Origin of the sequence: Ectothiorhodospira shaposhnikovii (assembly GCF_016584105.1) — a bacterium.
GTDB lineage: Bacteria > Pseudomonadota > Gammaproteobacteria > Ectothiorhodospirales > Ectothiorhodospiraceae > Ectothiorhodospira > Ectothiorhodospira shaposhnikovii.
Genome location: NZ_NRSM01000019.1, coordinates 40,776 through 63,566, shown reverse-complemented (window position 1 = coordinate 63,566; position 22,791 = coordinate 40,776). Strand labels below are relative to the sequence as shown.

20 protein-coding genes are annotated in these 22,791 nt (G+C 65.3%); 4 read left to right on the top strand and 16 right to left on the bottom strand.

Annotation, left to right across the window (positions count from 1 at the left end):
• Positions 1 to 19 precede the first annotated feature (19 nt).
• The 3 genes from bchC to CKO35_RS11750 form a co-directional block, all read right to left on the bottom strand.
• A complete protein-coding gene (gene bchC / locus CKO35_RS11760) occupies positions 20 to 979 on the bottom strand; it encodes a chlorophyll synthesis pathway protein BchC (protein ID WP_200176341.1) in 960 nt (319 codons plus the stop codon).
• Between the two features lie 99 nt (positions 980 to 1,078).
• Positions 1,079 to 2,236, bottom strand: coding sequence for a methyltransferase (locus CKO35_RS11755; protein WP_200176340.1), 1,158 nt, complete (start codon positions 2,234 to 2,236; stop codon positions 1,079 to 1,081).
• 7 nt (positions 2,237 to 2,243) lie between these two features.
• Positions 2,244 to 3,113 carry a polyprenyl synthetase family protein gene (locus CKO35_RS11750; RefSeq protein ID WP_200176339.1) on the bottom strand — a complete coding sequence of 290 codons (870 nt, stop codon included), beginning with the start codon at positions 3,111 to 3,113 and terminating at the stop codon, positions 2,244 to 2,246.
• Positions 3,114 to 3,223: 110 nt separating this feature from the next.
• On the opposite strand from CKO35_RS11750, the gene crtD reads away from it, so the two are divergent.
• Both crtD and CKO35_RS11740 read left to right on the top strand, forming a co-directional pair.
• Positions 3,224 to 4,726: a 1-hydroxycarotenoid 3,4-desaturase CrtD gene (crtD, locus tag CKO35_RS11745; protein WP_200176338.1), complete on the top strand. Its 1,503-nt coding sequence runs from the start codon at positions 3,224 to 3,226 to the stop codon at positions 4,724 to 4,726.
• A 146-nt stretch (positions 4,727 to 4,872) separates the two neighbouring features.
• Positions 4,873 to 5,637: a carotenoid 1,2-hydratase gene (locus CKO35_RS11740; protein WP_338031792.1), complete on the top strand. Its 765-nt coding sequence runs from the start codon at positions 4,873 to 4,875 to the stop codon at positions 5,635 to 5,637.
• Between the two features lie 48 nt (positions 5,638 to 5,685).
• Here CKO35_RS11740 and CKO35_RS11735 read toward each other — a convergent pair whose 3' ends face one another.
• The 13 genes from CKO35_RS11735 to nifL form a co-directional block, all read right to left on the bottom strand.
• Entirely contained in the window at positions 5,686 to 6,813 is a 1,128-nt protein-coding gene (locus tag CKO35_RS11735) for a phytoene/squalene synthase family protein (RefSeq protein ID WP_200176337.1), read from the bottom strand.
• A complete protein-coding gene (locus CKO35_RS11730; protein ID WP_200176352.1) occupies positions 6,810 to 8,348 on the bottom strand; it encodes a phytoene desaturase family protein in 1,539 nt (512 codons plus the stop codon). Before CKO35_RS11730 ends, CKO35_RS11735 begins: the two co-directional genes overlap by 4 nt.
• A 131-nt stretch (positions 8,349 to 8,479) precedes the next feature.
• A complete protein-coding gene (gene bchO, locus CKO35_RS11725) occupies positions 8,480 to 9,358 on the bottom strand; it encodes an alpha/beta fold hydrolase BchO (RefSeq protein ID WP_200176336.1) in 879 nt (292 codons plus the stop codon).
• Positions 9,359 to 9,367: 9 nt separating this feature from the next.
• Entirely contained in the window at positions 9,368 to 11,155 is a 1,788-nt protein-coding gene (locus CKO35_RS11720) for a magnesium chelatase subunit D (protein ID WP_200176335.1), read from the bottom strand.
• Positions 11,152 to 12,177: a magnesium chelatase ATPase subunit I gene (gene bchI, locus CKO35_RS11715; RefSeq protein ID WP_090203379.1), complete on the bottom strand. Its 1,026-nt coding sequence runs from the start codon at positions 12,175 to 12,177 to the stop codon at positions 11,152 to 11,154. The genes CKO35_RS11720 and bchI overlap by 4 nt, the downstream gene beginning before the upstream one ends.
• Before the next feature lie 327 nt (positions 12,178 to 12,504).
• Positions 12,505 to 12,975, bottom strand: coding sequence for a ferritin-like domain-containing protein (locus CKO35_RS11710; RefSeq protein WP_200176334.1), 471 nt, complete (start codon positions 12,973 to 12,975; stop codon positions 12,505 to 12,507).
• A 103-nt stretch (positions 12,976 to 13,078) separates the two neighbouring features.
• Positions 13,079 to 14,401 carry a bifunctional tetrahydrofolate synthase/dihydrofolate synthase gene (gene folC, locus CKO35_RS11705; protein ID WP_200176333.1) on the bottom strand — a complete coding sequence of 441 codons (1,323 nt, stop codon included), beginning with the start codon at positions 14,399 to 14,401 and terminating at the stop codon, positions 13,079 to 13,081.
• Entirely contained in the window at positions 14,401 to 15,423 is a 1,023-nt protein-coding gene (gene accD, locus CKO35_RS11700) for an acetyl-CoA carboxylase, carboxyltransferase subunit beta (protein ID WP_200176332.1), read from the bottom strand. Before accD ends, folC begins: the two co-directional genes overlap by 1 nt.
• Positions 15,424 to 15,465: 42 nt before the next feature.
• Positions 15,466 to 16,290 (bottom strand): tryptophan synthase subunit alpha, encoded by an 825-nt coding sequence (trpA, locus tag CKO35_RS11695; protein WP_200176331.1) that lies wholly within the window; start codon positions 16,288 to 16,290, stop codon positions 15,466 to 15,468.
• Positions 16,287 to 17,507 carry a tryptophan synthase subunit beta gene (gene trpB / locus CKO35_RS11690; protein ID WP_200176330.1) on the bottom strand — a complete coding sequence of 407 codons (1,221 nt, stop codon included), beginning with the start codon at positions 17,505 to 17,507 and terminating at the stop codon, positions 16,287 to 16,289. The genes trpA and trpB overlap by 4 nt, the downstream gene beginning before the upstream one ends.
• A complete protein-coding gene (locus CKO35_RS11685) occupies positions 17,494 to 18,126 on the bottom strand; it encodes a phosphoribosylanthranilate isomerase (protein WP_200176329.1) in 633 nt (210 codons plus the stop codon). The genes trpB and CKO35_RS11685 overlap by 14 nt, the downstream gene beginning before the upstream one ends.
• Positions 18,127 to 18,202: 76 nt before the next feature.
• A complete protein-coding gene (gene nifA / locus CKO35_RS11680; protein ID WP_200176328.1) occupies positions 18,203 to 19,765 on the bottom strand; it encodes a nif-specific transcriptional activator NifA in 1,563 nt (520 codons plus the stop codon).
• A gap of 20 nt (positions 19,766 to 19,785) precedes the next feature.
• The gene (nifL, locus tag CKO35_RS11675; RefSeq protein WP_200176327.1) at positions 19,786 to 21,360 is read right to left on the bottom strand and encodes a nitrogen fixation negative regulator NifL; all 1,575 of its coding nucleotides are present in this window, start codon (positions 21,358 to 21,360) and stop codon (positions 19,786 to 19,788) included.
• A 288-nt stretch (positions 21,361 to 21,648) separates the two neighbouring features.
• On the opposite strand from nifL, the gene rsxA reads away from it, so the two are divergent.
• Together rsxA and CKO35_RS11665 are read left to right on the top strand one after the other, a co-directional pair.
• Positions 21,649 to 22,230: an electron transport complex subunit RsxA gene (gene rsxA, locus CKO35_RS11670; RefSeq protein ID WP_008932848.1), complete on the top strand. Its 582-nt coding sequence runs from the start codon at positions 21,649 to 21,651 to the stop codon at positions 22,228 to 22,230.
• A gap of 21 nt (positions 22,231 to 22,251) precedes the next feature.
• Positions 22,252 to 22,791 (top strand): RnfABCDGE type electron transport complex subunit B, encoded by a 540-nt coding sequence (locus tag CKO35_RS11665; RefSeq protein ID WP_200176321.1) that lies wholly within the window; start codon positions 22,252 to 22,254, stop codon positions 22,789 to 22,791.

The window sequence follows — 22,791 nt, the reverse complement described above, 5'->3', positions numbered from 1 at the left end:
GTCGTATGACCACCACCGCTCACTGGCTGGATCTCCAGTCCAGCACCATCTTCAGACACTCGGGATCACCGAATGCCGTCCGATAGGCCTCATCGGCCTGGGCTGCGGGGCGGCGGTGTGTGATGAGGCCGCCCAGAGACAGTCGGCCGGAATCAATGAGCGCCTTCACCGCCGCCAGATCGGGCGCGCGCCATTCGGCAGCACAGCGGATCCGGGCTTCGCGCATGAACGCGGGCGGGAAGGCAAACGAAAGCGGTTGGCTGTAAAAACCGGCAAGGACCACCTCGCCACCCCGCGCCAGACGGGCAATCAGGGTATCCAGCAGGGCACTGTCGCCACTGACGTCGATGATGGTGTGATAGTCACGTCGCTCATCCCGGTCGGGATGGATGACGGAGTACCCCTCGGCACCGGCCGCACGGGATTCATTCAGTTCCCAGACCACCGGGGCCGCGCCAGCCGCCACGGCGACCCGCGCCAGCAGACGGCCAAGGACACCGTGACCAATAATGAGATCGGGCAATTGGGAAGGCGCCAGGGCATCCACGGCCTGCCCCTGAAAAATGGCGTGGTAGGCGGTGGCGGCCAGCGCCAGCAGCACGCCCTCTTCACCCAAGCGCTCGGGAATGGGGACCACCTTGCTGCCGGCCACCACTACACGGGATGAGGCACCACCGAACAACCCCTTGACCTCACCGTAACAGGAAGCACCAGGGACAAAGACCTGCTCTCCTTCCTGGCAACCGGACTCCGGACCCGCCTGGATGATCCGCCCCACAGATTCGTAGCCGGGCACCAGGGGATAGCCCATACCTGGAAAACTGGGCATCTTGCCGGTCCAGAGGAGTCTTTCGGTGCCGGTACTGATCCCGCTCCAGTCAATCGCCACAACCACATCCCCCGCACCGGGAGCGGTCAGCTCAAGCTCGCGAATTTCAAGGGATTCAGGTTGTTGGATGACGACGGCTGTCGCTTTCATAAGGGTCTTGGCCTGGGACCGGATTTGGCCCTACGAGATATGCGTGTAAGTCTAGCGTGACCCGGAATGTTGTCAACCCAAACTAACACTACCCCCCAGTCAGGGTTGAGCCAACATGACACGTGTCAATAAAGGTGTTCTGGTAGGGATCAGACGAACACGCGTAAACCCTGATTTAAGAAGCATTTCTTCCAATTCCGCAGGTGTCCTGGGACGACCTCGACCCATTGCATGGAGATAGATGCCGAAATAGGCATCTCCTATGGGTTCAGCCCCGGAAGTGCCGGACATGGGTTCCGCCAGAAGCAATGCGCCATGGGCCGGCAAGACCTGCCTGATGGAGCGGAACAGCCCAAGGACATGGTCATCATTGTGATCATGGACCACACGCACCAGGGAGATCAGGTCCGCCCCCCGCGGCAGCGGGTCAGCAAAGAAATCCCCCCCCACCGCTGTTGCGCGATGTTCCAGACCCAGCTCCGCAAAGCGGGCCCTCGCCTTCTCGGCCACCGCCGGCAGGTCAAACAGAACCAGCTCCAGGCCCGGCACCCTGCCGGCCACCGCGGAGAGAAACGTGGCGTTCCCACCACCAAGATCCATCAACCGGGCATAACCCCTGAATGTAAAGACATCCAGAATTTCCTCGGCCACCAACTGCTGGGAGACGGACATCAGTCTCGTGTACTCAGAAACCCGCTCCCCATCCAGACCACTGGGTGGCTCCTGCCCGGCATAGGCCCAGAACCGACCAAGCCGGGTCTGACCGGTCTTGCCTGCCCGCAACAAGGACACCGGGTCCTGCAGATCGGCATAGAGCATGGCATGATGCTCAACCATGGCGGCAACACCGGGATTGGCGATCATGGCCGCGCCCTGCGCCCCCAATCCCCAGCGTCCACGACCGTAATATTCCATCAGATCCAGCGACGAGGCCGCCTTTGCCAGCAACAGGCAAGACTCCTCCGGCAGATCGACCCGAGCGGCCAACTCCCCGATGGTCAACGGCCCCGACTCATGCAACAACTCGAGAATGCGCAGATGGACGCAGGTGTACAGGACCTGCGAATAAACAAAGCCCGCCACGATGTCAAACATCCGGCGGGCACGGTGACGGGCAACAGGACGGGTCAGGGGGAAGGCAGCGGCCCAGCGCTGGAAACGGGGACTGGACAGCACCCGGTTACGCAGGGCCAGGATATGGCCCCGCCAGACGGCACCACGGGACAAGGCATTCACCCTCCCTGGCCAGCGCGCCATGATCGTATCAGGCGGCCTGCTGGGCCAATTCCTTGGGCAGGAACTTGGCGGCCTTCTTCATCAGCAGCACACGCAACTCCGCCTCGCCCTGACAGGCCGGGATGGAAGCCATGGCCTCGTCCAGCAATTGCTTGAGATACTTGGTGGCGCCCTTGATGCCGTGGGTGGCCACGGCGTTGGGACGGCCCAGGGCCTCGTCCTGGCCCACCGGCTTGCCCAGCTCCTCCGGGTTGGATGCCACATCGCGCAGATCATCCGCCACCTGGAAGGCCTCTCCCAGCTTCTCGCCCAGGGCACGCCAGCCGGCGGGCTCATGGCCGGCGGCAACGGCACCAGCCATGGTGGCGGCGGCAAACAGGGCACCGGTCTTGGCGCGCTGGTACTGGGCCAGATCCACATTCGGCTCACATTCCCATGCCTGGCCGGGGATGATGCCGGAGGGCACGCTGACGCCCTGCCCCACGGTCAGCAGCAACGGCGCCAGACGCTCGGGCCTTTGGGCGGCACTGTGTACCAGTGTCTCCATGGCCATGATGATCAGCGCATCCCCCGCCAGCACCGCCAGACGCTCACCGTAGGCCGCGTGGACCGAAGGCTTGCCACGTCGCATGCCGGCATTGTCAAAACAGGGCAGATCGTCGTGCACCAGCGAGGCGCAGTGCATGAGTTCGATGGAAGCGGCCGCCGCATCGGCAAGCTCCGGCGCGTCATCACCACAGGCCTGGGCCACGGCGATGCACAACTGGGGGCGAATCCGGGCACCACCGGGAAAGACCGAATACCTCAACGCCTCGGCGAGCAGCGGCGGACAGGCCGGGGTCTCCCCGCGGGCCAACGCCTGGTTCAAAGCCTGCTCAATCCGCGTCATGGCATCCATGGTTTGCCTCCGCCCCGTAGTGTAAGGTTAGGTTGTCACTTATGCTTGGTGCTCAGCATAGACACAACCCCCGGTCGAGTCAAAGGCCTTTGCAGGAGGCAACGGATCAGGTGCGCAATCCCAAAGCAATCATCGTCGGCGCCGGCATTGCCGGACTGGCCGCGGCACTGGAGCTTAACCGGCAGGGCATTGAGGTGCTCGTCCTGGAGCAGGCCTCAAAACCCGGAGGCAAGATCAGGGAAGTCATGGTGGACGGCGCCCCTATCGACTCCGGCCCCACCGTTTTCACCATGCGCTGGGTGTTTGATGAACTGTTCGAATCAGCGGGCACCCGCCTGGACCAGCACATCCGTCTCAGACCCCTTGAAATCCTGGCCCGTCATGCCTGGAGCGAGACCGAGCGCCTGGATCTGTTTGCCGACCCGGAGCGATCCGCCGACGCCATCAGTACCTTCTCCGGCCCGGGAGAAGCCCGGCGATTCAATGAGTTCTGCCAGCGGGCAAGACGAACCTACCGGACCCTTGAAAACACCTTCATCCGGGATTCCCGCCCCACACCTGCCAGCCTGGTAAGACGCTCCGGCCTCAGGGGCATCGGAGACCTGATCCGTATATCCCCCTATGACACTCTCTGGCGCGCCCTGGGCAAGCATTTCCATGACCCGCGCCTGCGACAACTGTTCGGCCGTTATTCCACCTACTGCGGCTCTTCCCCCTATCAGGCACCCGCCACCCTGATGCTCATCGCCCATGTGGAGCAGGAGGGGGTCTGGACCGTGGAGGGCGGCATGGCGCGCCTGCCTGAAGCACTCTGCAAACTGGCCGCCGCCCAGGGTGTGCAGTTCCTTTTCGATACCCGGGTCAGTCGCATCAACACCCGGGCGGGACGGGCTTGCGGCGTCACCCTGGGCGAGAACACATCGCTGGATGCGGACCTGGTGATCTTCAACGGGGATGTGGGCGCCCTGGCACGGGGTCGCCTGGGCATCGACATCGCCGGCGCCGCACAGGGACCGGACCCCGGGCAACGCTCCCTGTCGGCCCTGACCTGGAGCCTGAAGGCCATTCCCCAGGGCTTCCCCCTGATCCGGCACAATGTTTTTTTCTCCAGGGATTACCAGGCGGAGTTCCGGGACATCTTCGAACATCATCGCCTGCCCGGAGAACCCACGGTCTATATCTGCGCCCAGGACCGCACGGATGATGATTGTCACGGACAATCCGGCGCGGAGCGGTTACTCTGCCTGGTCAACGCCCCGCCAATCGGCGATCAACATCACTACAAACCCACGGAGATTGCCCAATGCGAGGAGAGCACCTTCAGGCTCCTGGCTCGCTGTGGCCTGAAGATCGACCTGAACGAATCGCCACACATGATCACCACCCCGACGGACTTCGAGCATCTGTTCCCGGCGACGGGGGGCGCGCTCTACGGCCGGGCGACCCATGGATGGCGAGCGTCGTTCGACCGACCGGAGAGCCGCAGCCGGATACCAGGGCTGTACCTGGCGGGAGGCAGCGTGCATCCGGGGGCGGGAGTACCCATGGCGACCCTGTCGGGACGACTGGCGGCACGGACCGTGATACAGGACCTGACTTCTCGGAATCGGTAACCCCGGGCGGGTATCTGTGGTGGTATCTGGACGCATGGAGTGACGACGGTCGCCACGGCATCACCCTGATCGCCTTCGTCGGCAGCGTCTTTTCACCCTACTATGCCCTCGCCCGCCGTCGCGGCACGCCAGACCCCGGTCATCACGTGTCGATCAATGTCGCCCTCTACGGTAACGCCCCCCGGCGATGGGCCATGACCGAGCGCGGTCGTGGCGACATGCAGCGGGATCGGGACAACCTGGTGATCGGACCCAGCGCCCTGGAATGGGGTCCGGACGGCTTGACGGTGCATCTGAACGAGGTCACCGCACCCATTCCCTCCCGCATCCGTGGCACCATCAAGCTTCGTCCCGAAGCCCTGGCGGCCAGAAGCTACGCCCTGGACCAGCAGGAGCGCCATCAGTGGCGCCCGGTCGCCCCCTGCGCACGCGTGGAAGTGGACCTGCGGCAACCGGGATTGCGCTGGCAGGGCAACGGTTACATGGACAGCAACATCGGGGCCGAACCCCTGGAACAGGGTTTCCGGTACTGGGACTGGTCGCGGGCCGTCATGCCCAACGGGGACACCGTGGTGCTCTATGAAGCCACCCAGAGGGATGATCAGGAGCGCATGCTGGCCCTGCGCTTCGATCCCCGGGGCGGGGTACGGGATGTCGCTCCCCCGCAGCGCCAGAGGCTGCCGATCTCGGGATGGTGGCGGATCGACCGGGCCACCCGGGCGGATGACGGCCAGGCCGTGATCAAACAGACCCTGACGGATACCCCTTTTTATGTGCGGTCATTGCTGGATACCCGCATTGAAGGGGAACCAGGGCTGGCATTTCATGAGAGCCTGTCCCTGGAGCGCTTCGAAACCACCGTGGTGCAGCTCATGCTGCCGTTCCGGATGCCGCGCAGGGCAAGAGGCTGAAAACGAATCGGGCCGGGTACATGACCCGGCCCGACGGCAACACAAAACTCAGCCGGCTACCGGGGTCCCTCCCCCCGGACGGCGGGAAACACGACCGGACCGTGGAGAAGAGCGATCCTGCTGTTCAAGGCGCTGAAAAAGGTTATGCAGCCACATGATGCGATCTTCTACCCGACCCATGCCCACCCCCTGGGGGCGAATCTCCGGATTGAGCACTTCCTGTTCCCGCACCGCATCCACCAGGAAACGATTGGCCTCCAGCGGGTCCTCGGACAGAATCTCCCTGACCACCCGCAGATCACTCCCGCCCCAACGACGGAACATGTTGTAAAGGGACAGAATCTTCCGGGACGGAGATACCACGGCCCGCCGGGTGACTGAGTCGCAGCCGTTGCGCTCCACCTCCCGGCCGATTTCCGAATAGAGGGCGGCGGCGGCCTGCATACCCTTGCGACAGGACGGCGGCAGGGCATGAATCCCCACGGCCCCCCGCTCGTAGAGCACATCCGCAGCCTTGAGCAGGCGTTGCACGATCTCCCCCAGCGCCGGGGTAAAGCGCGGATCGGCCAGAAACTCTTCCGGATCGATCCCCTTCTCCTGCAACCAGTCCAGCGGCAGATAGATACGGCCGTTACGGGCATCTTCACCCACATCGCGGGCGATGTTGGTGAGCTGCATGGCCACCCCCAGATCGCAGGCCCGGGCCAGGGCGTCGGGCGAGCGGACCCCCATCACCAGGGTCATCATCGCGCCGACGGTACCGGCCACCCGGGAGCCGTAGGCCTCCAGGGAAGCCAGGTCGGGATAACGCTGCCCCTGGGTATCCCAGTCAAATCCTTCCAGCAGGGCCTGGGGCAATGGCTTGGGAATGGAATAGCGCCTCACTACCTCGGCAAAGGCACGATCCGCCGGGATGTCCATGGGGGCACCCTCATAGATGCGATCCAGACGCTCCTGCATGCGTTCCAGGCCGTCACCCCGCTCATCCAGGTCGATGGCATCATCGGCCAGGCGGCAGAAGGCATACATGGCGGTCGCCGGCCGACGGATATGCTGGGGCAGGAACAGGGACGCAGCATAGAATGACCGGGAGCCGTCACACAGCAATGACCGGCAGGCCGCCGCATCGGCGGCGCGCCGGGACATGCGCTTTTCAGAAGACTGGAGTCTGATCATGGGGCACCTTTGATAGTCGCTGCATCCGGAACCACCCTGTCCAGCACCTTGGCCGAAGAAATCACGCCGGGCAGACCGGCCCCGGGATGGGTGCCGGCCCCGACCAGGTAGAGCCGATCCACATCCTCGCTCTGATTGTGAGGACGGAACCAGGCGCTCTGGGTCATGATCGGCTCCAGCCCGAAGGCGGCGCCCCGGAAGGAAGACAGGGTGTTCTGGAAATACGGCGGAGTAATCATGTGGGAAGCCACCACCTGGTTTTCCAGATCCGGCAGCACATGTTCGGAGAGGTATTGTTCGATCTTGCGGCGATAGGGTTCAGCCTGCTGCTGCCAGTCCACACCGCTTTCCATGTGGGGGACGGGCGACAACACATAGAAGGTGTCGCAACCCTCCGGGGCCAGGGAAGGATCGGTCTTGGTGGGGCGATGGAGATACAGGCTGAAATCTTCCGCCAGTACCTTGTGATCGAAAATGTCGTCCAGCAACTCCCGATAGCGGGGTCCCAGGATGATGGAATGATGCGGGACGTCTTCATAGCGCTTTTTGGTACCGAAGTACCAGACCATGAGACTCATGGAATAACGTGAACGCTCGATACGCCGGTTGGTCCACTTGCGGCGGGCGCTTTCCGGCACCAGATAGCGGTAAGTGGCGGCGGAATCGGCATTGGACACCACCACATCGGCGGTGATGGTCTCGCCGGAGGCCAGTTGCACGCCCGTGGCACGGCCGTTCTCCACCAGGATCTGCCGCACTTCCTGATTGCAGCGCACCACATTGCCCTGGCCTTCGATCAGGCCCACCAGGCCCTTGACGATATGGCCGGTTCCACCCATGGCGGAATGGACGCCGAAACGCCGCTCCAGATAGGAAATCAGGGTGTAGGCCGATGTGGTCCTGAAGGGGTTGCCGCCCACCAGCAGGGGATGGAAACTCAGCACCTGCTGCAGACGGGGATTCCTGATGTGCTTGGCCACCAGTCCGCAGACACTGCGGTCGGCCCGCAGCCTGATCAACTCCGGCACCACCCGGGCCATGTCGGTCCAGGAGCTGAAGGGCACATGGGCCAGTTTCTCGAAGCCGACCCGGTAATTGGCTTCGCTGTCGCGCATGTAGGCATCGTAGCCGTTCAGGTCGTCGGGGGAGAAGCGGGCCACCTCGGCGCGCACGGCCTCCACGTCGGCCCAGTAATTGAAGACCTCGCCGTCGTGGAAACGGATCTGATAGAACGGATCCATGGGGCGCAGGTCCACGTCGTCCTCCATGCGCCGCCCGCACAGCTGCCAGAGTTCTTCAAGCACGAAGGGGGCTGTGACGATGGTGGGACCGGCGTCGAAGGTGAAGCCGTCCTTGCGGAAGACATAGGCGCGGCCACCCGGGGCATCCAGCTTTTCCAGCACGGTCACCCGGTAACCTCGGGCGCCCAGGCGGATGGCGGCGGCCAGGCCGCCGAAACCACTGCCGATGACCACGGCGTGGGGGGCATCCGGGTTGGCGTGAGTGGAGGCTGTTGCGGAATGAGGTTCTACCACCGTGGACACAGAGCAACCCTATCAACTGTAAGTATTGCTTGACAGTCTAGCAGGGAGATACGGGGCATACCATACGAAAAAAGCGCATTTAGACCGGGTAAATGCGCATTACATGAGGCATGTCATTCCCTTCATGGACACGCCGAAAACGGCTCCAGCAACAGGGCCTCGAACAGGTCCGGACGCTCCTCGTGGGCCAGATGCCCCAACCCCGGCAGGGTCACCAGGCGCGCCTGGGGCAGCAGCGCCTGTACACGTCGCGACTCCGAGGGCGGCACGGTACGGTCATTGCCGCCGACCACCTGCACCAACGGCACCGGCAGACGGGCCAGATCCCGGGCCAGGGGATGCAGGTCCCAGTTCACCATCATGTTGAGGGTCCCACCCACATGCCCGGGACTGCGCACCAGACGCCCGTACAGCTCCAGGCCCCGGGCGTCCACCCGCGAACCGGTTCCCCGCAGCAATCCTTCCAGGGCACGGCGATCCGTGGCCCGCCAGGCCACGTAATGGGGGATGAAGGGAATCATCGAAAGGACACGCGCCGAGGCACTGAAGAACAGGCTCACTGTACCCGGCAGGGGAAGCATGACCCCGTTGATGCTCACCAGGGTCCGGGGCGCAATGTGTCCGTCAAGACACATGCGGGCCAGCACCGCGGCCCCGGCGGAATGCCCGGCCACCAGGACCGGAGACAAGTTCATCTGCTTGAGCAGCGCCGCCAGGGACGCCGCCATGCCCGGCAGGGCAAACCCGGCAAAGCGCGCCGGTGGGGAGGAGAACCCATGTCCCGGCAGATCCGGTGCGATCACCGTGAAACGACGGGCCAGCAGGGGCATGAGATCACGCCAGCTATGGGAGGCGGCACCGGTACCGTGAACCAGCAGGATGGGCGGCCCCTCCCCCAGACACTGCACATGCCAGCGCAGACCACCGGCCTCGACAAACCGGCTGGCGTCACGGTGCGGCCAGTCATGACCATCCCGCGCCCAGTCCAGCCGGCCTGTCATGACGGCCCCTTAACTGCTGGCCGCCTGCACCGCCGAGGACAACGTGGCCGCATCGGCGTAGGGCAAGGGCAGATAGCGGGCATTCATGGCCTGGGACAGTTCCTGGGCGGAACGCTGGGGTCGGGGAGAGGTATCCACCAGGATGGTGGTGAAGTTCTCCTGCGCCAGCACCCGCGCCGCGGCCACGGCATCCTCCATGGCCTTGGGTCGACCGGGCTTGCCTTCCCGGTCGATGTTGGCCCGACCATCGGTCAGGAACACCGCCACCGGGGTCTCGCCCCGACGCTTCACCGCCTCGGCCAGTTCACGCACGGCATCAATGGCCGCGGCCAGGGGCGTACCGCCGCCGCCCGGCAGCCCGGCCAGACTGCGCTTGGCCCGCACCAGGGAGCGGGTGGGCGGCAGCAACAACTCGGCCCCCTGCCCCCGAAACGCAATCAGTCCGACCCGGTCACGACGCACATAGCAGTCCGCCAGCAACAGCTCCACCGCCCCCTTGGCCTCGGCCAGACGATGCAGGGCCGCGGAACCGGAGGCATCCACCGCAAAGATGGTGGTGGTCTCGGTGCGCTGCTTGAAGCGGGTGATGCGAAAATCATCCCGCCGCACATGCACCCGCGGCCCCTTGACGGCGCCGCTGGCCAAGGCCTGGGCACGCCGCAGGGGCTGCCAGGGAGCCGCCGCCCGCAGGGTCTCGATGACGTTGAGCCGGGCACCGGCACGGATCTCCCCCCGACGGGTGCCGATGGGGCGCCCACGGGACTTGCCCTGCTGCAGCGCTCCCGCCTTGCCGGCAGAGCCGGAGCGGCTGCGCATGGCACCCAGCTGCAACTGGGCCAGCAACCCGGCCGGCAGGGCGGCCTTGGCGGCCTCCAGCACCCGGTCTTCCAGGGGCTTGTCCAGATCCTGCTGGGTCTGCTGATCCTCCCCTTCCGGCGGCGGCTCGTCCGGTGGCTGCTGCTCCGGCGGCGGTGCCTCCTCCTGTTGATCCTCCGGCGGCTCCATGGGCGGCAACCGGGTGGCACGGGGGGCCAGCACCAGCCGCCCGGCCAGGGTCGCATCATCATCGGAAACCTGGGTACGACCATCCAGGGCGGCGGCCGCACGGGCCACCCTCAGGGCCAGGAACGGGATGCGCAGGGACGCGATACCCAATGCCATGGCGGCCCCGCACAGGGCCTCCAGCACGGAATCCCCCGCTTCCACCTGGGGCAGCAGGTTGCGGGCGGCAACGATGTCGTCCACGGTCCAGAAGGGCTCGTCCACATCCCGGATACCCACGGGCACGATGTCCACCTGGAAGGCCAGCCGGTCGGTGAGCACCACCGGCACCACCTCGTCATCGGTGACACCTTCGTCCAGGGCCACCACCCCGAACCGGGTGGGCACCCGCAGACCCAAGCCGTCCCGTTCCAGCAGGACCTCATGGGAATCCATCACCGCGGCAATGCGACCGGCGGTGGCCACGGTCAGACGCTCGGCCATGGCCGCCACCGCGACACCGCCATCACACTCCGCCAACAACCCCCGCTCGGCGATGGGCTTGCCGGCCTTGAGGGTCGCGGCCAGATCCAGACCGCCGAGCAGACGGCCGTCGGCGATGTGCAACGGCAGACGACGCATGGGAGAGGTCGGCGGCAACAGTTGACGCAACTGCTCCAGCCAGCGTTCACGGACCGGGCCGGCGTGGGCACGCAGCACCAGACCACCGCAACCGGCCGGATCGACGGCAAACAGGCCGGCCGCAATGCCGGCCGCCGCCCACGGTGTCAGTTCGGGTGCGCGCGGATCGGTCATGCGTCGAACATTTCCGCGATAGCCCGCTCCACACGCACCGTGGACCCCGCGTCGTCCAGCGGGTTGCGGCGCAGACGATGACGCAGGGCCGGCGGGGCGATGCGACGCAGGTGTTCGTCGGTCACTTCCCGGTCGCCCTGGAAGGCGGCCAGGGCACGGGCGGCGCGGATCAGGGTCAGCTCGCCACGCAGGCCATCAGTGCCCAGCTTCAGACACAGCTGCGCTGCCCGCTCCAGGGCCACGTCGGGGACCACCACTTCGGGCAGCAGGGCGCGGCCGTCCACGAGCTGCTTGCGCAGCTTGGCATCCTGGCGCTTCCACTTCTGGGTGAAGCCTTCCGGATCCTTTTCGAAGGCATCCCGGCGACGCACCACCTCGATGCGGGTGGGCAGATCGGTGGGGGTGGTGATCTCGACGGACAGGCCGAAGCGGTCCAGCAACTGGGGACGCAGCTCCCCCTCTTCCGGGTTACCGCTGCCGATGAGCACGAACTTGGCGGGGTGGCGGATACTCAGGCCTTCACGCTCCACCACGTTCTCGCCGGACGCGGCCACGTCCAGCAACAGATCCACCAGGTGGTCTTCCAGCAGGTTGACCTCGTCGATGTACAAAAAGCCGCGATGGGCGCGGGCCAGCAGGCCCGGTTCGAAGGCTTTTTCGCCCTGGGTGAGGGCCCGCTCCAGATCCAGGGCACCCACCACCCGATCTTCGGTCACGCCCAGGGGCATGTCCACCACGGGCACCGGCACCTTGCGGGTCTTGGGCTTGTCCTTGGCATCGGGACCTTCACAGACGCCGCACAGGCCGGCACGTTTTTCCGGCGCGCAACCGTAGGGGCAGTTGACGACCGCCTCCATGGGAGGCAGCAACGCAGCCAGTGCACGTACCGTGGTGGATTTACCCGTGCCCCGATCCCCGAATACCAGCACACCGCCGATACTGGAGTCGATGGCAGAGATGAGGAGGGCGAGTTTCATCTCGTCCTGCGCGACAATCGCCGAAAACGGAAACGTCAAAGCCATAGTCTGTCTGTTCTGCCTTAAGGTAGCGGCCGGGCTGCCACGGCAAGCGGCGCCCATGCCGGGATGAGGCTCCGCCCTGGCCCGGTCATGCACCGGGTCAACGCCGAGCGTTGAGAGATACCCCATGTCGATCCCGGCGCAGCCGGAAGCCCGGGGACCCGTTCCCAGATCAAGGGCGTAATGTTCCCCTAATTGGCACAAAAAGACAAAGGGCGATTGTCATGGAAATGAGGTAGGAGGGGTAATGCGGGAGTTTGCGGGGACATTCCATGCCGGCCGCACAGGCACCGAGCCCCCACGGCTTGCCGTGGGGGCCGGGCATGGGGCTTACTTGTTCAGTGCGCGCAGCATCCAGGCGGTCTTTTCGTGAATGCGCATGCGATCGGAAGCCAGCGCGGAGGTGGATTCATCACCGGCTTCCTGGGACAGCTTGAGCACGTCACGGCAGGTCTTCACCACCTGCTCATGACCCACGGTCAGCAGATCCACCATCTCCTTGGCGGGCGGCACGCCCTCCACTTCCCCGATGCTGCTCAGGCGGGCGAATTCCTTGTAGGTCCCCGGGGCGGGCACGTCCAGGGCACGGATGCGCTCGGCGATGTCGTCCACGGCGGTGGCCAGTTCGGTGTAATGTTCTTCGAACATCAGGTGCAGATCACGGAACTGGGGGCCCACCACGTTCCAGTGGAAGTTGTGGGTCTGCAGATAGAGGGTGTAGGAATCAGCCAGCAGACGCTTGAGGCCTTCGGCAATCTCGACTCTGTCCTGTTCTTTGATACCGATATCGATCTGGGTCACAGCATGTACTCCTACGTTGGTGTTGGTGTTATCCGATCGGCCTGAAATGGAAAAGACCCTGACGGCCCGTGAAAATTCCGGCCAATATGAACATATGCCCCAATCATAACCCGGGATGGCCCATCGGTGGAGGTCCGGAAAAATCTCCCTGCAGCACCTCGGCCACCGTGAAGAAGGAGCCGAAGACGATCACCCGGTCTTCGGGGCCGGCAGCCGCCAGCGCTGCCCTGCAGGCCTGCATCACCGATTCATGGGGCTGCACCGAATGCCGGGTCAGTGCCGCCACGCGGGCGGCCAGTACCGGGGCCTCCAGGGCTCGCCCGGTGCGGGGCGCGGCCACGTACCAGTCGTGCACGACATCCCGCAGGGGGTTCAGGATGCCATCCACATCCTTGTCGGCCATCACGCCCATGACAGCCAGGGTGCGCCCCCGGCAGGGTACGCCCAGCAAATTCAGGGCCAGACTTTCCGCCCCCTGGGGGTTGTGGGCCACATCCACCCACAGCGCCGGGGCTTCCCGGAGCAATTGAAAGCGACCAGGCAGACGCGCCTCGGCCAATCCCCGGTCAACGGCCTCCCGGGTCACGGGCAGGCGCTCCTGCAGGGACAACACAGCGGTAATCGCCGATGAGGCATTGCGGTACTGCACACTCCCGGACAAAGCAGGTGCGGGCAACCCTTCCAGCACCAGACCCGCCCCCCGATATTGCCATGTGTCCGTACGCGACCCGGTCAGCGGGGTAAAGTCCCGTCCGGCCAGCAGCAGACGGGCCCCGATCCGGTCGGCATGGCCCAGCAAGCGGGCCGGCGGGTCGGCATCACCACAGACGGCAACGCGACCACTGCGGAAGATACCGGCCTTTTCAAACCCGATGGACTCCCGATCATCCCCCAGAAAGGCCTGATGATCGATACCCACGGCGGTGACCACGGCCACGTCGGCATCCAGGATATTGACTGCATCCAGACGCCCGCCCAGCCCCACCTCCAGCACCATCACATCCACCCGCTCTCGATGGAACAGCCACAGCGCGGCCAGGGTGCCAAACTCGAAATAGCTGAGGCTGATCTCGCCCCGGGCCCGGTCAATGGCCGTGAAGGCCTCGCAGATGGGCGCGTCAGCCACCGGGCGGCCATCAATGCGGATACGCTCGTTGTAGTGGATCAGGTGAGGCGAACTGTAACAACCCACCCGGTATCCCGCCGCCCGGTAGATGCCCTCCAGCATGGCCACCGTGGAACCCTTGCCGTTGGTGCCGCCCACGGTGATGACAGGCACCGGGGCAGGCCTGAGTTGCAGCCGGTCGGCCACCTGGGCCACCCGCTCCAACCCCAGATCAATGGGCCGGGTGTGCGCCTGTTCCTGCCAGGCCAGCCAGGCCTCCAGCGTGGGATGACGCGGCAGGGCCCCAGCCTGGGCGGTCATCAACCACCCTGCCCCTGTGACTCAGGCGAAGTGCCGTTGTCACTGCCGCCTGCAGCGCTGGTCCCGGTGTTGCCACCGGCAGAACCATTATGGTCGTTGCCGTTGCCATTCTCGGCGGGAGTGTCCTGGACATCCTCTCCATCCTCCTCCGGCACCGGCATGTCCGGCGCGGGCTGGTGGGTCAGCATGGCCAGCAGCTTGCCCAGGCGAGGCCGCATCTGGCGACGGTCGATGATCAGATCCACCGCGCCATGCTCCAGCAGGAATTCGGCCCGCTGGAAACCTTCCGGCAGGGTCTCGCGCACGGTCTGCTTGATCACCCGGGGACCGGCAAACCCGATCAGGGCACCGGGCTCGGCGGCATTCACGTCACCCAGCATCGCCAGACTGGCGGATACGCCGCCCATGGTGGGATCGGTCATGACGGAAATGAAGGGCAGCCCCTCCTCCTTCAGGCGCGCCAGGGCGGCACTGGTCTTGGCCATCTGCATCAGGGAGAACAGGGCCTCCTGCATACGGGCGCCGCCGCTGGCGGAGAAGCAGACCACGGGGCAGCGGGCCTCAATGGCGGCATTCACGCCGCGCACGAAACGCTCACCCACCACGGAGCCCATGGAACCCCCCATGAAATTGAAGTTGAAAGCCGCCGCCACCACCGGCATGCCGAACAACCGGCCCTGCATGACCACCAGGGCATCCTTCTCGCCCGTGGTCTTCTGGGCCGCCACCAGACGATCCTTGTAGCGCTTGCTGTCACGGAACTTCAGCATGTCCACCGGCTCGATCTGGGCACCGATCTCCTGGCGCTCGCCTTCGTCCAGGAAGGCTTCCAGACGCCTGCGGGCGTTGATGCGCATGTGGAAACCGCACTTGGGGCAGACTTCCAGATTGCGCTCCACCTCGGGGCGGTACAGGGTGGCGGAACAGCCATCGCAGCGCAGCCACAGACCTTCGGGCACCGCCCGCTTGTTGGTGGCGTCGGTGCGGATCCGGGAAGGAACGAGTTTTTCAAACCAGCTCATGGGCGATCGTCAACGTTTGGATGAATGAATCGGGGTCCCGGCTCAGGCTGGGGTCGCGGTGGTGGCCTGATCCATGGCACGACGCATTCCGGCCAGCACCTGGGTCACTTCACGACGCCCGGCGGCGGGGTCGTCGGCATGGGCGGCGATACGCTTGACCAAGGCACTGCCCACCACCACCGCATCGGCGATCCGGGACACTCTGGCGGCAGTCTCGGCATCACTGATGCCGAAACCCACCCCCACCGGCAGGTCCGTCTGGCGACGGATCAAGGCCAGCTTTTGGGCCACGGCATCCACATCCAGGGTGGCGGCCCCGGTGACACCCTTGAGGGAGACGTAATAGACAAACCCGGCGGCCACCTCGCTCACGCCGCGGATGCGCGCCTCATGGCTGGTGGGTGCCAGCAGGAAGATGGGGTCAACCCCATGGCGCTTCAAGGCCCCGGCCAATTCCGCGCTCTCCTCCGGCGGCAGGTCCACGGTCAGCACGCCGTCCACGCCGGCCCGGGCGGCATCACGGGCCAGGGTCTCATAGCCCATGATCTCCACCGGGTTGAGATACCCCATGAGGACTACCGGGGTCTCGATGTTGTCGCGCCGGAACTCACCCACCATCTCCAGCACCTTGCGCAGGCTGACACGGTGCCTGAGGGCCCGCTCACAGGCCTGCTGGATCACGGGACCGTCGGCCATGGGATCGGAAAAGGGCACCCCCAGTTCGATGATGTCGGCACCGGCCGCCACCATCTCGTGCATCAAGGGAACGGTGTTGCCCGGCTCCGGGTCACCGGCGGTGATGTAGGGGATCAGGGCCTTGCGGCCACGGGCCTTGAGGGCTTCAAAACGGGCGGCGATGCGGCTCACAGTTCGATCCCCTCCAGACGGGCTACGGTATTGATGTCCTTGTCACCCCGGCCGGACAGATTGATGATGATGCCCTGCTCCGGGGCCAGGGTCGGCGCCAGCTTGAGGCCGTAGGCGACGGCATGGCTGGATTCCAGGGCGGGGATGATGCCCTCGGTGCGGGTCAGGCGGTGGAAGGCATCCATGGCCTCCCGATCGGTGATGGGCACGTACTGCACCCGACCCACGTCCTTGAGCCAGGCGTGCTCCGGACCCACACCCGGGTAGTCCAGGCCGGCGGAGACGGAATGGGTCTCGATGATCTGACCGTCCTCGTCCTCCATCAGATAGGTGCGGTTGCCATGCAACACACCGGGTCTGCCGGCACACAGGGGCGCGGAATGGCGCCCGGTATCGATGCCGTCACCGGCGGCCTCCACGCCGTACATGGTCACCCCCTCGTCGGCAAGAAAGGGATGGAACAGGCCGATGGCGTTGGAACCGCCGCCCACACAGGCCACCAGGGCATCGGGCAGCCGGCCTTCGGCCGCCTGGTACTGTTCACGGGCCTCGCGGCCGATGATGGCCTGGAAATCACGCACCATGGCGGGATAGGGGTGGGGACCGGCCACGGTGCCGATGATGTAGAAGGTATTGTCCACGTTGGTGACCCAGTCCCGCATGGCCTCGTTGAGGGCGTCCTTGAGGGTGCGGGAACCGGAGGTGACCGGCACCACCCGGGCGCCCAGCAGGCGCATGCGGTAGACATTGGGAGCCTGGCGCTGGATGTCCTCGGCGCCCATGTAGACCACGCATTCCAGCCCCAGCCGGGCCGCCACGGTGGCAGTGGCCACGCCGTGCTGACCGGCGCCGGTTTCGGCGATGATGCGGGTCTTGCCCATGCGCTTGGCCAGCAGGGCCTGGCCGATGGTGTTGTTCACCTTGTGGGCACCGGTGTGATTGAGGTCTTCCCGCTTGAGATAGACTTTGGCTCCACCCAGCTCCCGGGTCAGTCGCTCGGCCAGGTAGAGGGGGCTGGGGCGCCCCACGTAATGGGCCAGGTCCTGGTCAAGCTCTGCCAGGAACTGCGGATCCTGGAGATAACGCTGATAAGCCTCCTGCAGTTCCAGCAGGGGTTCCATCAGGGTCTCGGAAACGAAACGGCCGCCATAGGGCCCGAAATGCCCGCGGGCATCCGGGAAGGCTCGCCAGTCCGGCGTCTGTTCAGGCTTGATCACGGTCGACACGTAATACCTCGCTGATGAATCGGGTCATGCGTTCCGGGTCCTTCAGGCCGGGGGCCGACTCCACGCCGCTGCTCACGTCCACCGCCCAGGGGCGGGTTTGTTGCACGGCGGCGGCCACGTTGTCCGGATGGAGTCCGCCGGCCAGGATCAGGGGGCGTGTTGCCCGGTCAGGCCAGCTGGACCAGTCGAAGGTCTTGCCGGTCCCGCCCACCTGACCGGCGCCATGGCTGTCCAGCAGAAAGCCCAGGGCGCCAGGATGACGGTCCATGTATTCGCCCACGGCCACGGGCTCGGCCATGGGGATGGCCTTGATGTAATCCAGGCCGAAGGACCTGCAGTACTCCGGGGATTCATCCCCATGGAACTGCAACAGGTCCAGACGGACCCGGGCCAGCACCTCGCGCACCCACTGGGCATCCGCATTCACGAACAGGCCGACCCGGGTGACAAACGGGGCTTCCACGTCGGCGATGACACGGGCCTGTTCCGGGGTGACAGCACGAGGGCTTGGGGCATAGAACACCAGCCCGAGGGCGTCCGCGCCCGCCTGCACGGCGGCCCGGGCGTCTTCGGGTCGGGTGATGCCGCAGATCTTGATACGGGTGCGCATGGGGGCCAGCCTGGTGAACCAAGTCGCCAAGCGTACCAGAAAAGGGAACGGGCATCAGCAGGTTGCCGGGCCGGACTCAGAACTGCTTGACGCGAATCTTCAGGGTCTGGATCCGGTAGGCGATCTGGCGTGGGGTCATGCCCAGCAGACGGGCCGCCTTGGCCTGCACCCAGCCTGCCTGTTCCAGGGCGGCAATCACCCGTTCCCGCTCATCCAGCTCCGGATCATCCAGATCCGTTTCCGGGGCCGGCGCACCATTCTTGCGCGCCGTCGGCAGCTTGTCCTCCAGCCCCGTAAGCTGGATCGCGTCCAGGTCGATGGTCCCGGTCTCGCTCATGATGGCCGCCCGTTCCAGACAGTTCTCCAGCTCGCGCACGTTCCCCGGCCAGTCGTGGCGCATCAGGGTGCGAATCGCACCATCGGTGATGTCCAGGGGACGCCCCTGTGCCCGGGCCAGCTTGGCCACCAGGAAGCGGGCCAGATCGGGGATGTCCTCGGTGCGCTTGCGCAGGGCGGGCAGGAAAATGGGCATCACGTTGAGCCGGTAATACAGGTCCTCGCGAAACTCCCCCTGCTCCACTTCGTCCTCCAGGTGACGGTTGGTGGCCGCCACCACCCGTACATCCACCTTGAGGGTACGGGTACCGCCTACCCGTTCGAACTCGCCTTCCTGCAACACCCTCAGCAGCTTGGCCTGGAAGGCCTGGGATATCTCGCCGATCTCGTCAAGAAAGATGGTGCCGCCGTCGGCCTGCTCGAACCGCCCCTTGCGCTGGGCCACCGCACCGGTAAAGGCCCCCTTTTCATGGCCGAACAGTTCGCTTTCCAGCAGGTTGTCCGGCAGGGCCGCGCAGTTGAGCTTGATGAAAGGACCATTGGCCCGGGAAGAGTTGTAATGGATGGCGTTGGCGATCAGTTCCTTACCGGTGCCGGTCTCGCCCCGGATCAGCACCGTGGTGTGCCACTTGGCCACCTGGCGCACCTGCTCGAACACCCGGCGCATCTCCCGGGAATGGCCCACGACGTTATCCAGGTGATAACCGCTTCGCACCTCCCGGCGCAGACGATCCCGCTCGTCGGTCAGCGCCTGGCGTTCCTTTTCCAGGTCCCAGGCCCGACGCACGGTCTGGGCCAGCAGGTTGGCCACCATCTCCAGGAAACGGGCCCGCTCCGTGAGCAGACCGTCGTCGGCGGCCGGCTGGGCGGCCAACACCCCGATGGGGGCTTCGTCTCCCGCCTGAATGGGCACGCCGATGAACGGCAGGTCCGGGACATACAGACGCAGGCGGTCCAGAAACCGGGGCTCGTCGGCGATGCGCCGGATCACCAGGGTATCACCCTCCTTCAGGATCGCCCCCACCACACCCTCGCCGGGACGGTAGCGCACCTTTTCCAGTTGCTCGCGATGGCCGGTATGGGCGGCCCCCACCATCAGTTCACCACTGGAGGGATCCAGCAACGACACCATGCCCCGCTGCATGTCGGCGGCCTCGTGCAGCACATGGAGCACGTCGGAGAGGATCTCGCGCAGGTCCGCCGAACGGCTGAGCACCTGGCTCACCTGATAGAGGGCATCCAGCTGCATCTCCACCAGACCGGCGCGCTGCCCGCCATTCTCTCTTAAGGCTGAAGAAGACATTACCATGAGGCTTCCCTGGGTCAGTTCGGGTCTTGTCGTCGTGCGGCGGTGGGAAACTGCAGTCGGATACGGCAGCCCTCATGACAACCCGGATCGATCTCGATCAGGCCGGCATGCTGGTTGACCACCTCCTGGACCATGGGCAAACCCATCCCGGCACGGCCGGAACGGCCCTTGGTGCTGACGAAGGGCTCGAACACCCGCAGTCGCAGATGCTCGGGAATGCCCGGGCCGGAGTCCTGGATGCTCACATGCACCGCATCCCCCCGGGACTCGGTGAGGATACGGATCTCCCGGCGGCCGTCGGTGGCGCCGTCCAGGGCATCCAGGGCGTTGTCCACCAGTTGCTTGAACATGCCCCGCAGCCGTCCCTCCCGGCCCAGCACATTGGGCAATACCGGCGCCGGTTGCCAGTCCACCACCACCCCGGAGGCCAGCAGGCGCCGGGTGGAAAGCCCCAGCACCTCTCGCAGGAGGGCATTGATGTTGACTGGAATCACGGGCTCATCCCGCTCCTCGGGCATGGAGTCCTCCAGGGTCTGCAGGGCCCGGCGACCGGCGGCCAGGGCCTCCTGCAATACGTTCAGCAAGGGATCGGCACCGCCCTCCCCCTGACGCCGACGCTCCAGCAGCTGGGTGGCGGCGGCGATCATGTTCACTGGCCCCTGCATCTGGTAAATGGCGCCGGCCAGGGTTTCGCGCATGCTCTCCACCAGTTCGCCCTCCGCGGTCAGGGCGCGCAGGGCATTCATGCGCATTTCTTCCTGCTGCCGCCGGATCTCAGTGACCTCCTTGGCCACCAGCACCAGATAACTGGCCTTGCGCGCCTCGAAAAACGAATCCGCACTGGTATCACGCTCCTTGAACCAGGTGCCGGAGCAGGAAAACCAGCGGGGGGCCCGGCCGCCACCCGGATCAAACTGCACTTCCCGATCCACGAAGCCCTGCCCCGTGCTGCGGGCGGTCTCGAAGGCATCGCCCATACTCTCGGCCAGGGCGGTGAGAAATTCCCGGACCGGCTCCCGCCCGCCCATGTCACCGGCCAGTTTCTTGTATTCCTGGTTGCCCAGCACCACCTGGCCGGCCTCGTCCAGCAAGGCGATGGCCACCGGCTCCGCATCCACCACCGACTCGATCAGGGCCTTCTGGTTGCGCACCTGCTGCTCCAGCCGGTGCATCTCGGTCACATCCCGGTGCATACCCAGGTAATGGCTGAGCTGACCCTGACCATCCAGCACCGGGGCAATGCTCAATTCCGCCAGGTAGCGGCTGCCGTCCTTGCGGCGGTTGACCAGCACCCCGGACCAGGGTTTGAGCTGGCGCAACCGCCCCCAGAGGGTCTCGTAGACCAGACCTGGGGTATGGCGATCCGACAGGATGGATTCGTTGCGCCCCACCACCTCTGCCACACCGTAACCGGTCACCCGCTCAAAAGCCGGATTGGCATAGAGGATGTTGGCCCGGGTATCGGTGATGGAAATGGCCACCGAGGACTGCTCCACCGCTTCAAAGAACAGGCGTGCCGGCAACACCCCCTCCGGGGTCAGGATGGTATCGGCCAGGCCCGCGACGGCGGGTTGATCGGGTCGGCTCATGGAGGTGTGTCTCCCGGGTGAGTTGGGCTGGGTTCCTGATCATACCCTGCAACATCCAGGCCAGCACAACATGCCCGGTATTTCCCGGACAAGACCGACGGGCCATTGTCGCCTTCCCTACAGAACCCATCCCAGCCTGCCCACGCTGTCACGATCCGCACAGAAAATTTCGCACCAGTACAGTGCAACCCCCCGCAAGACCCAGGAATTCACGCACCTTCACCGTGCACGGGACAACTGGCACACAAGATGCACTTCCTTCCGTCAACTGAACCGAAGGATCCGACCGTGACAGAGTTCATGCTGCTACTCGTGGGCACCGCCCTGGTGAACAACGTGGTGCTGGTGCAATTCCTGGGGCTGTGCCCCTTCATGGGTGTCTCCAACAAACTGGACACGGCCCTGAGCATGGGCCTGGCCACCACCTTCGTGCTCACCCTGGCCTCCGTGGCCGGCTGGCTGCTGGAGTATTTCGTGCTGGCGCCACTGGACCTGGGCTTTCTGCGCATCCTGTCCTTCATTCTGGTGATCGCCGCCGTGGTGCAGTTCACCGAGATGGTCATCCGCAAGACCAGCGCCGCCCTCTACCAGGTGCTGGGGATTTTCCTGCCCCTGATCACCACCAACTGCGCGGTGCTGGGGGTGGCCCTGCTCAACGTGCAGGAGGGCCATGGTTTTCTACAGAGCGTCACCTTCGGCCTGGGCGCGGCCCTGGGCTTCACCCTGGTGATGGTGATCTTCGCCGCCCTGCGGGAACGCCTGGCCATCAGCAACGTGCCGGCCGCCTTTGCAGGCGCCCCCATTGGCTTCATCGTCGCCGGCCTGCTGTCCCTGGCCTTCATGGGTTTTGCCGGACTCAACTTCGCCTGACCGCGACAGGAGGAACTTCCGATGGAACCATCCCTGCTTTCCGCGATTTTCATCCTCACCACCATGGGCCTGCTCCTGGGCTACGGCCTGGGCATGGCCGCCAAGTACCTGAGGGTGGAAAAGGACCCCTTGGTGGACGAAATCGAGGCCCTGCTGCCCGGCACCAACTGCGGCCAGTGCGGCCTGCCCGGGTGCCCCAGTGCCGCCCAGGCCCTGGCGTCCCGTGAGGCTCCCGTCACCCTGTGCCCGCCGGGCGGCAAACTCCTGGCCCAGCAACTGGCCGACAAGCTGGACATCACCGTGGACCTGTCCGCCATGGGTGAGGAAGTCCCCGCCTTTGCGGTGATCGATCCCGATCAGTGCAACGGCTGCACCCGTTGTTACAAGGTCTGCGCCACCGACGCCATCATGGGCGCCAACCGGCAGATCCATACGGTCTTCGTCGAGGCCTGCAATGGTTGCGGCAAATGCGTGGAGGTCTGTCCCACCCAGGGCCTGAGCCTGGTGCCGGAAGCCCCCAGCCTGCGCCGCTGGCACTGGCCCAAACCCAAATCGGCCTGA

Coding starts and splice junctions, on each gene's coding strand:
- CKO35_RS11665 (WP_200176321.1), top strand. CDS start 22,252: ATGGAACCATCCCTGCTTTCCGCGATTTTCATCCTCACCACCATGGGC.
- bchO (WP_200176336.1), bottom strand. CDS start 9,358: ATGACAGGCCGGCTGGACTGGGCGCGGGATGGTCATGACTGGCCGCAC.
- CKO35_RS11685 (WP_200176329.1), bottom strand. CDS start 18,126: ATGCGCACCCGTATCAAGATCTGCGGCATCACCCGACCCGAAGACGCC.
- CKO35_RS11735 (WP_200176337.1), bottom strand. CDS start 6,813: ATGATCAGACTCCAGTCTTCTGAAAAGCGCATGTCCCGGCGCGCCGCC.
- folC (WP_200176333.1), bottom strand. CDS start 14,401: ATGACCGCCCAGGCTGGGGCCCTGCCGCGTCATCCCACGCTGGAGGCC.
- CKO35_RS11755 (WP_200176340.1), bottom strand. CDS start 2,236: ATGGCGCGCTGGCCAGGGAGGGTGAATGCCTTGTCCCGTGGTGCCGTC.
- bchC (WP_200176341.1), bottom strand. CDS start 979: ATGAAAGCGACAGCCGTCGTCATCCAACAACCTGAATCCCTTGAAATT.
- nifL (WP_200176327.1), bottom strand. CDS start 21,360: ATGAGCCGACCCGATCAACCCGCCGTCGCGGGCCTGGCCGATACCATC.
- accD (WP_200176332.1), bottom strand. CDS start 15,423: ATGAGCTGGTTTGAAAAACTCGTTCCTTCCCGGATCCGCACCGACGCC.
- nifA (WP_200176328.1), bottom strand. CDS start 19,765: ATGTCTTCTTCAGCCTTAAGAGAGAATGGCGGGCAGCGCGCCGGTCTG.
- CKO35_RS11750 (WP_200176339.1), bottom strand. CDS start 3,113: ATGGATGCCATGACGCGGATTGAGCAGGCTTTGAACCAGGCGTTGGCC.
- bchI (WP_090203379.1), bottom strand. CDS start 12,177: ATGGCTTTGACGTTTCCGTTTTCGGCGATTGTCGCGCAGGACGAGATG.
- CKO35_RS11720 (WP_200176335.1), bottom strand. CDS start 11,155: ATGACCGATCCGCGCGCACCCGAACTGACACCGTGGGCGGCGGCCGGC.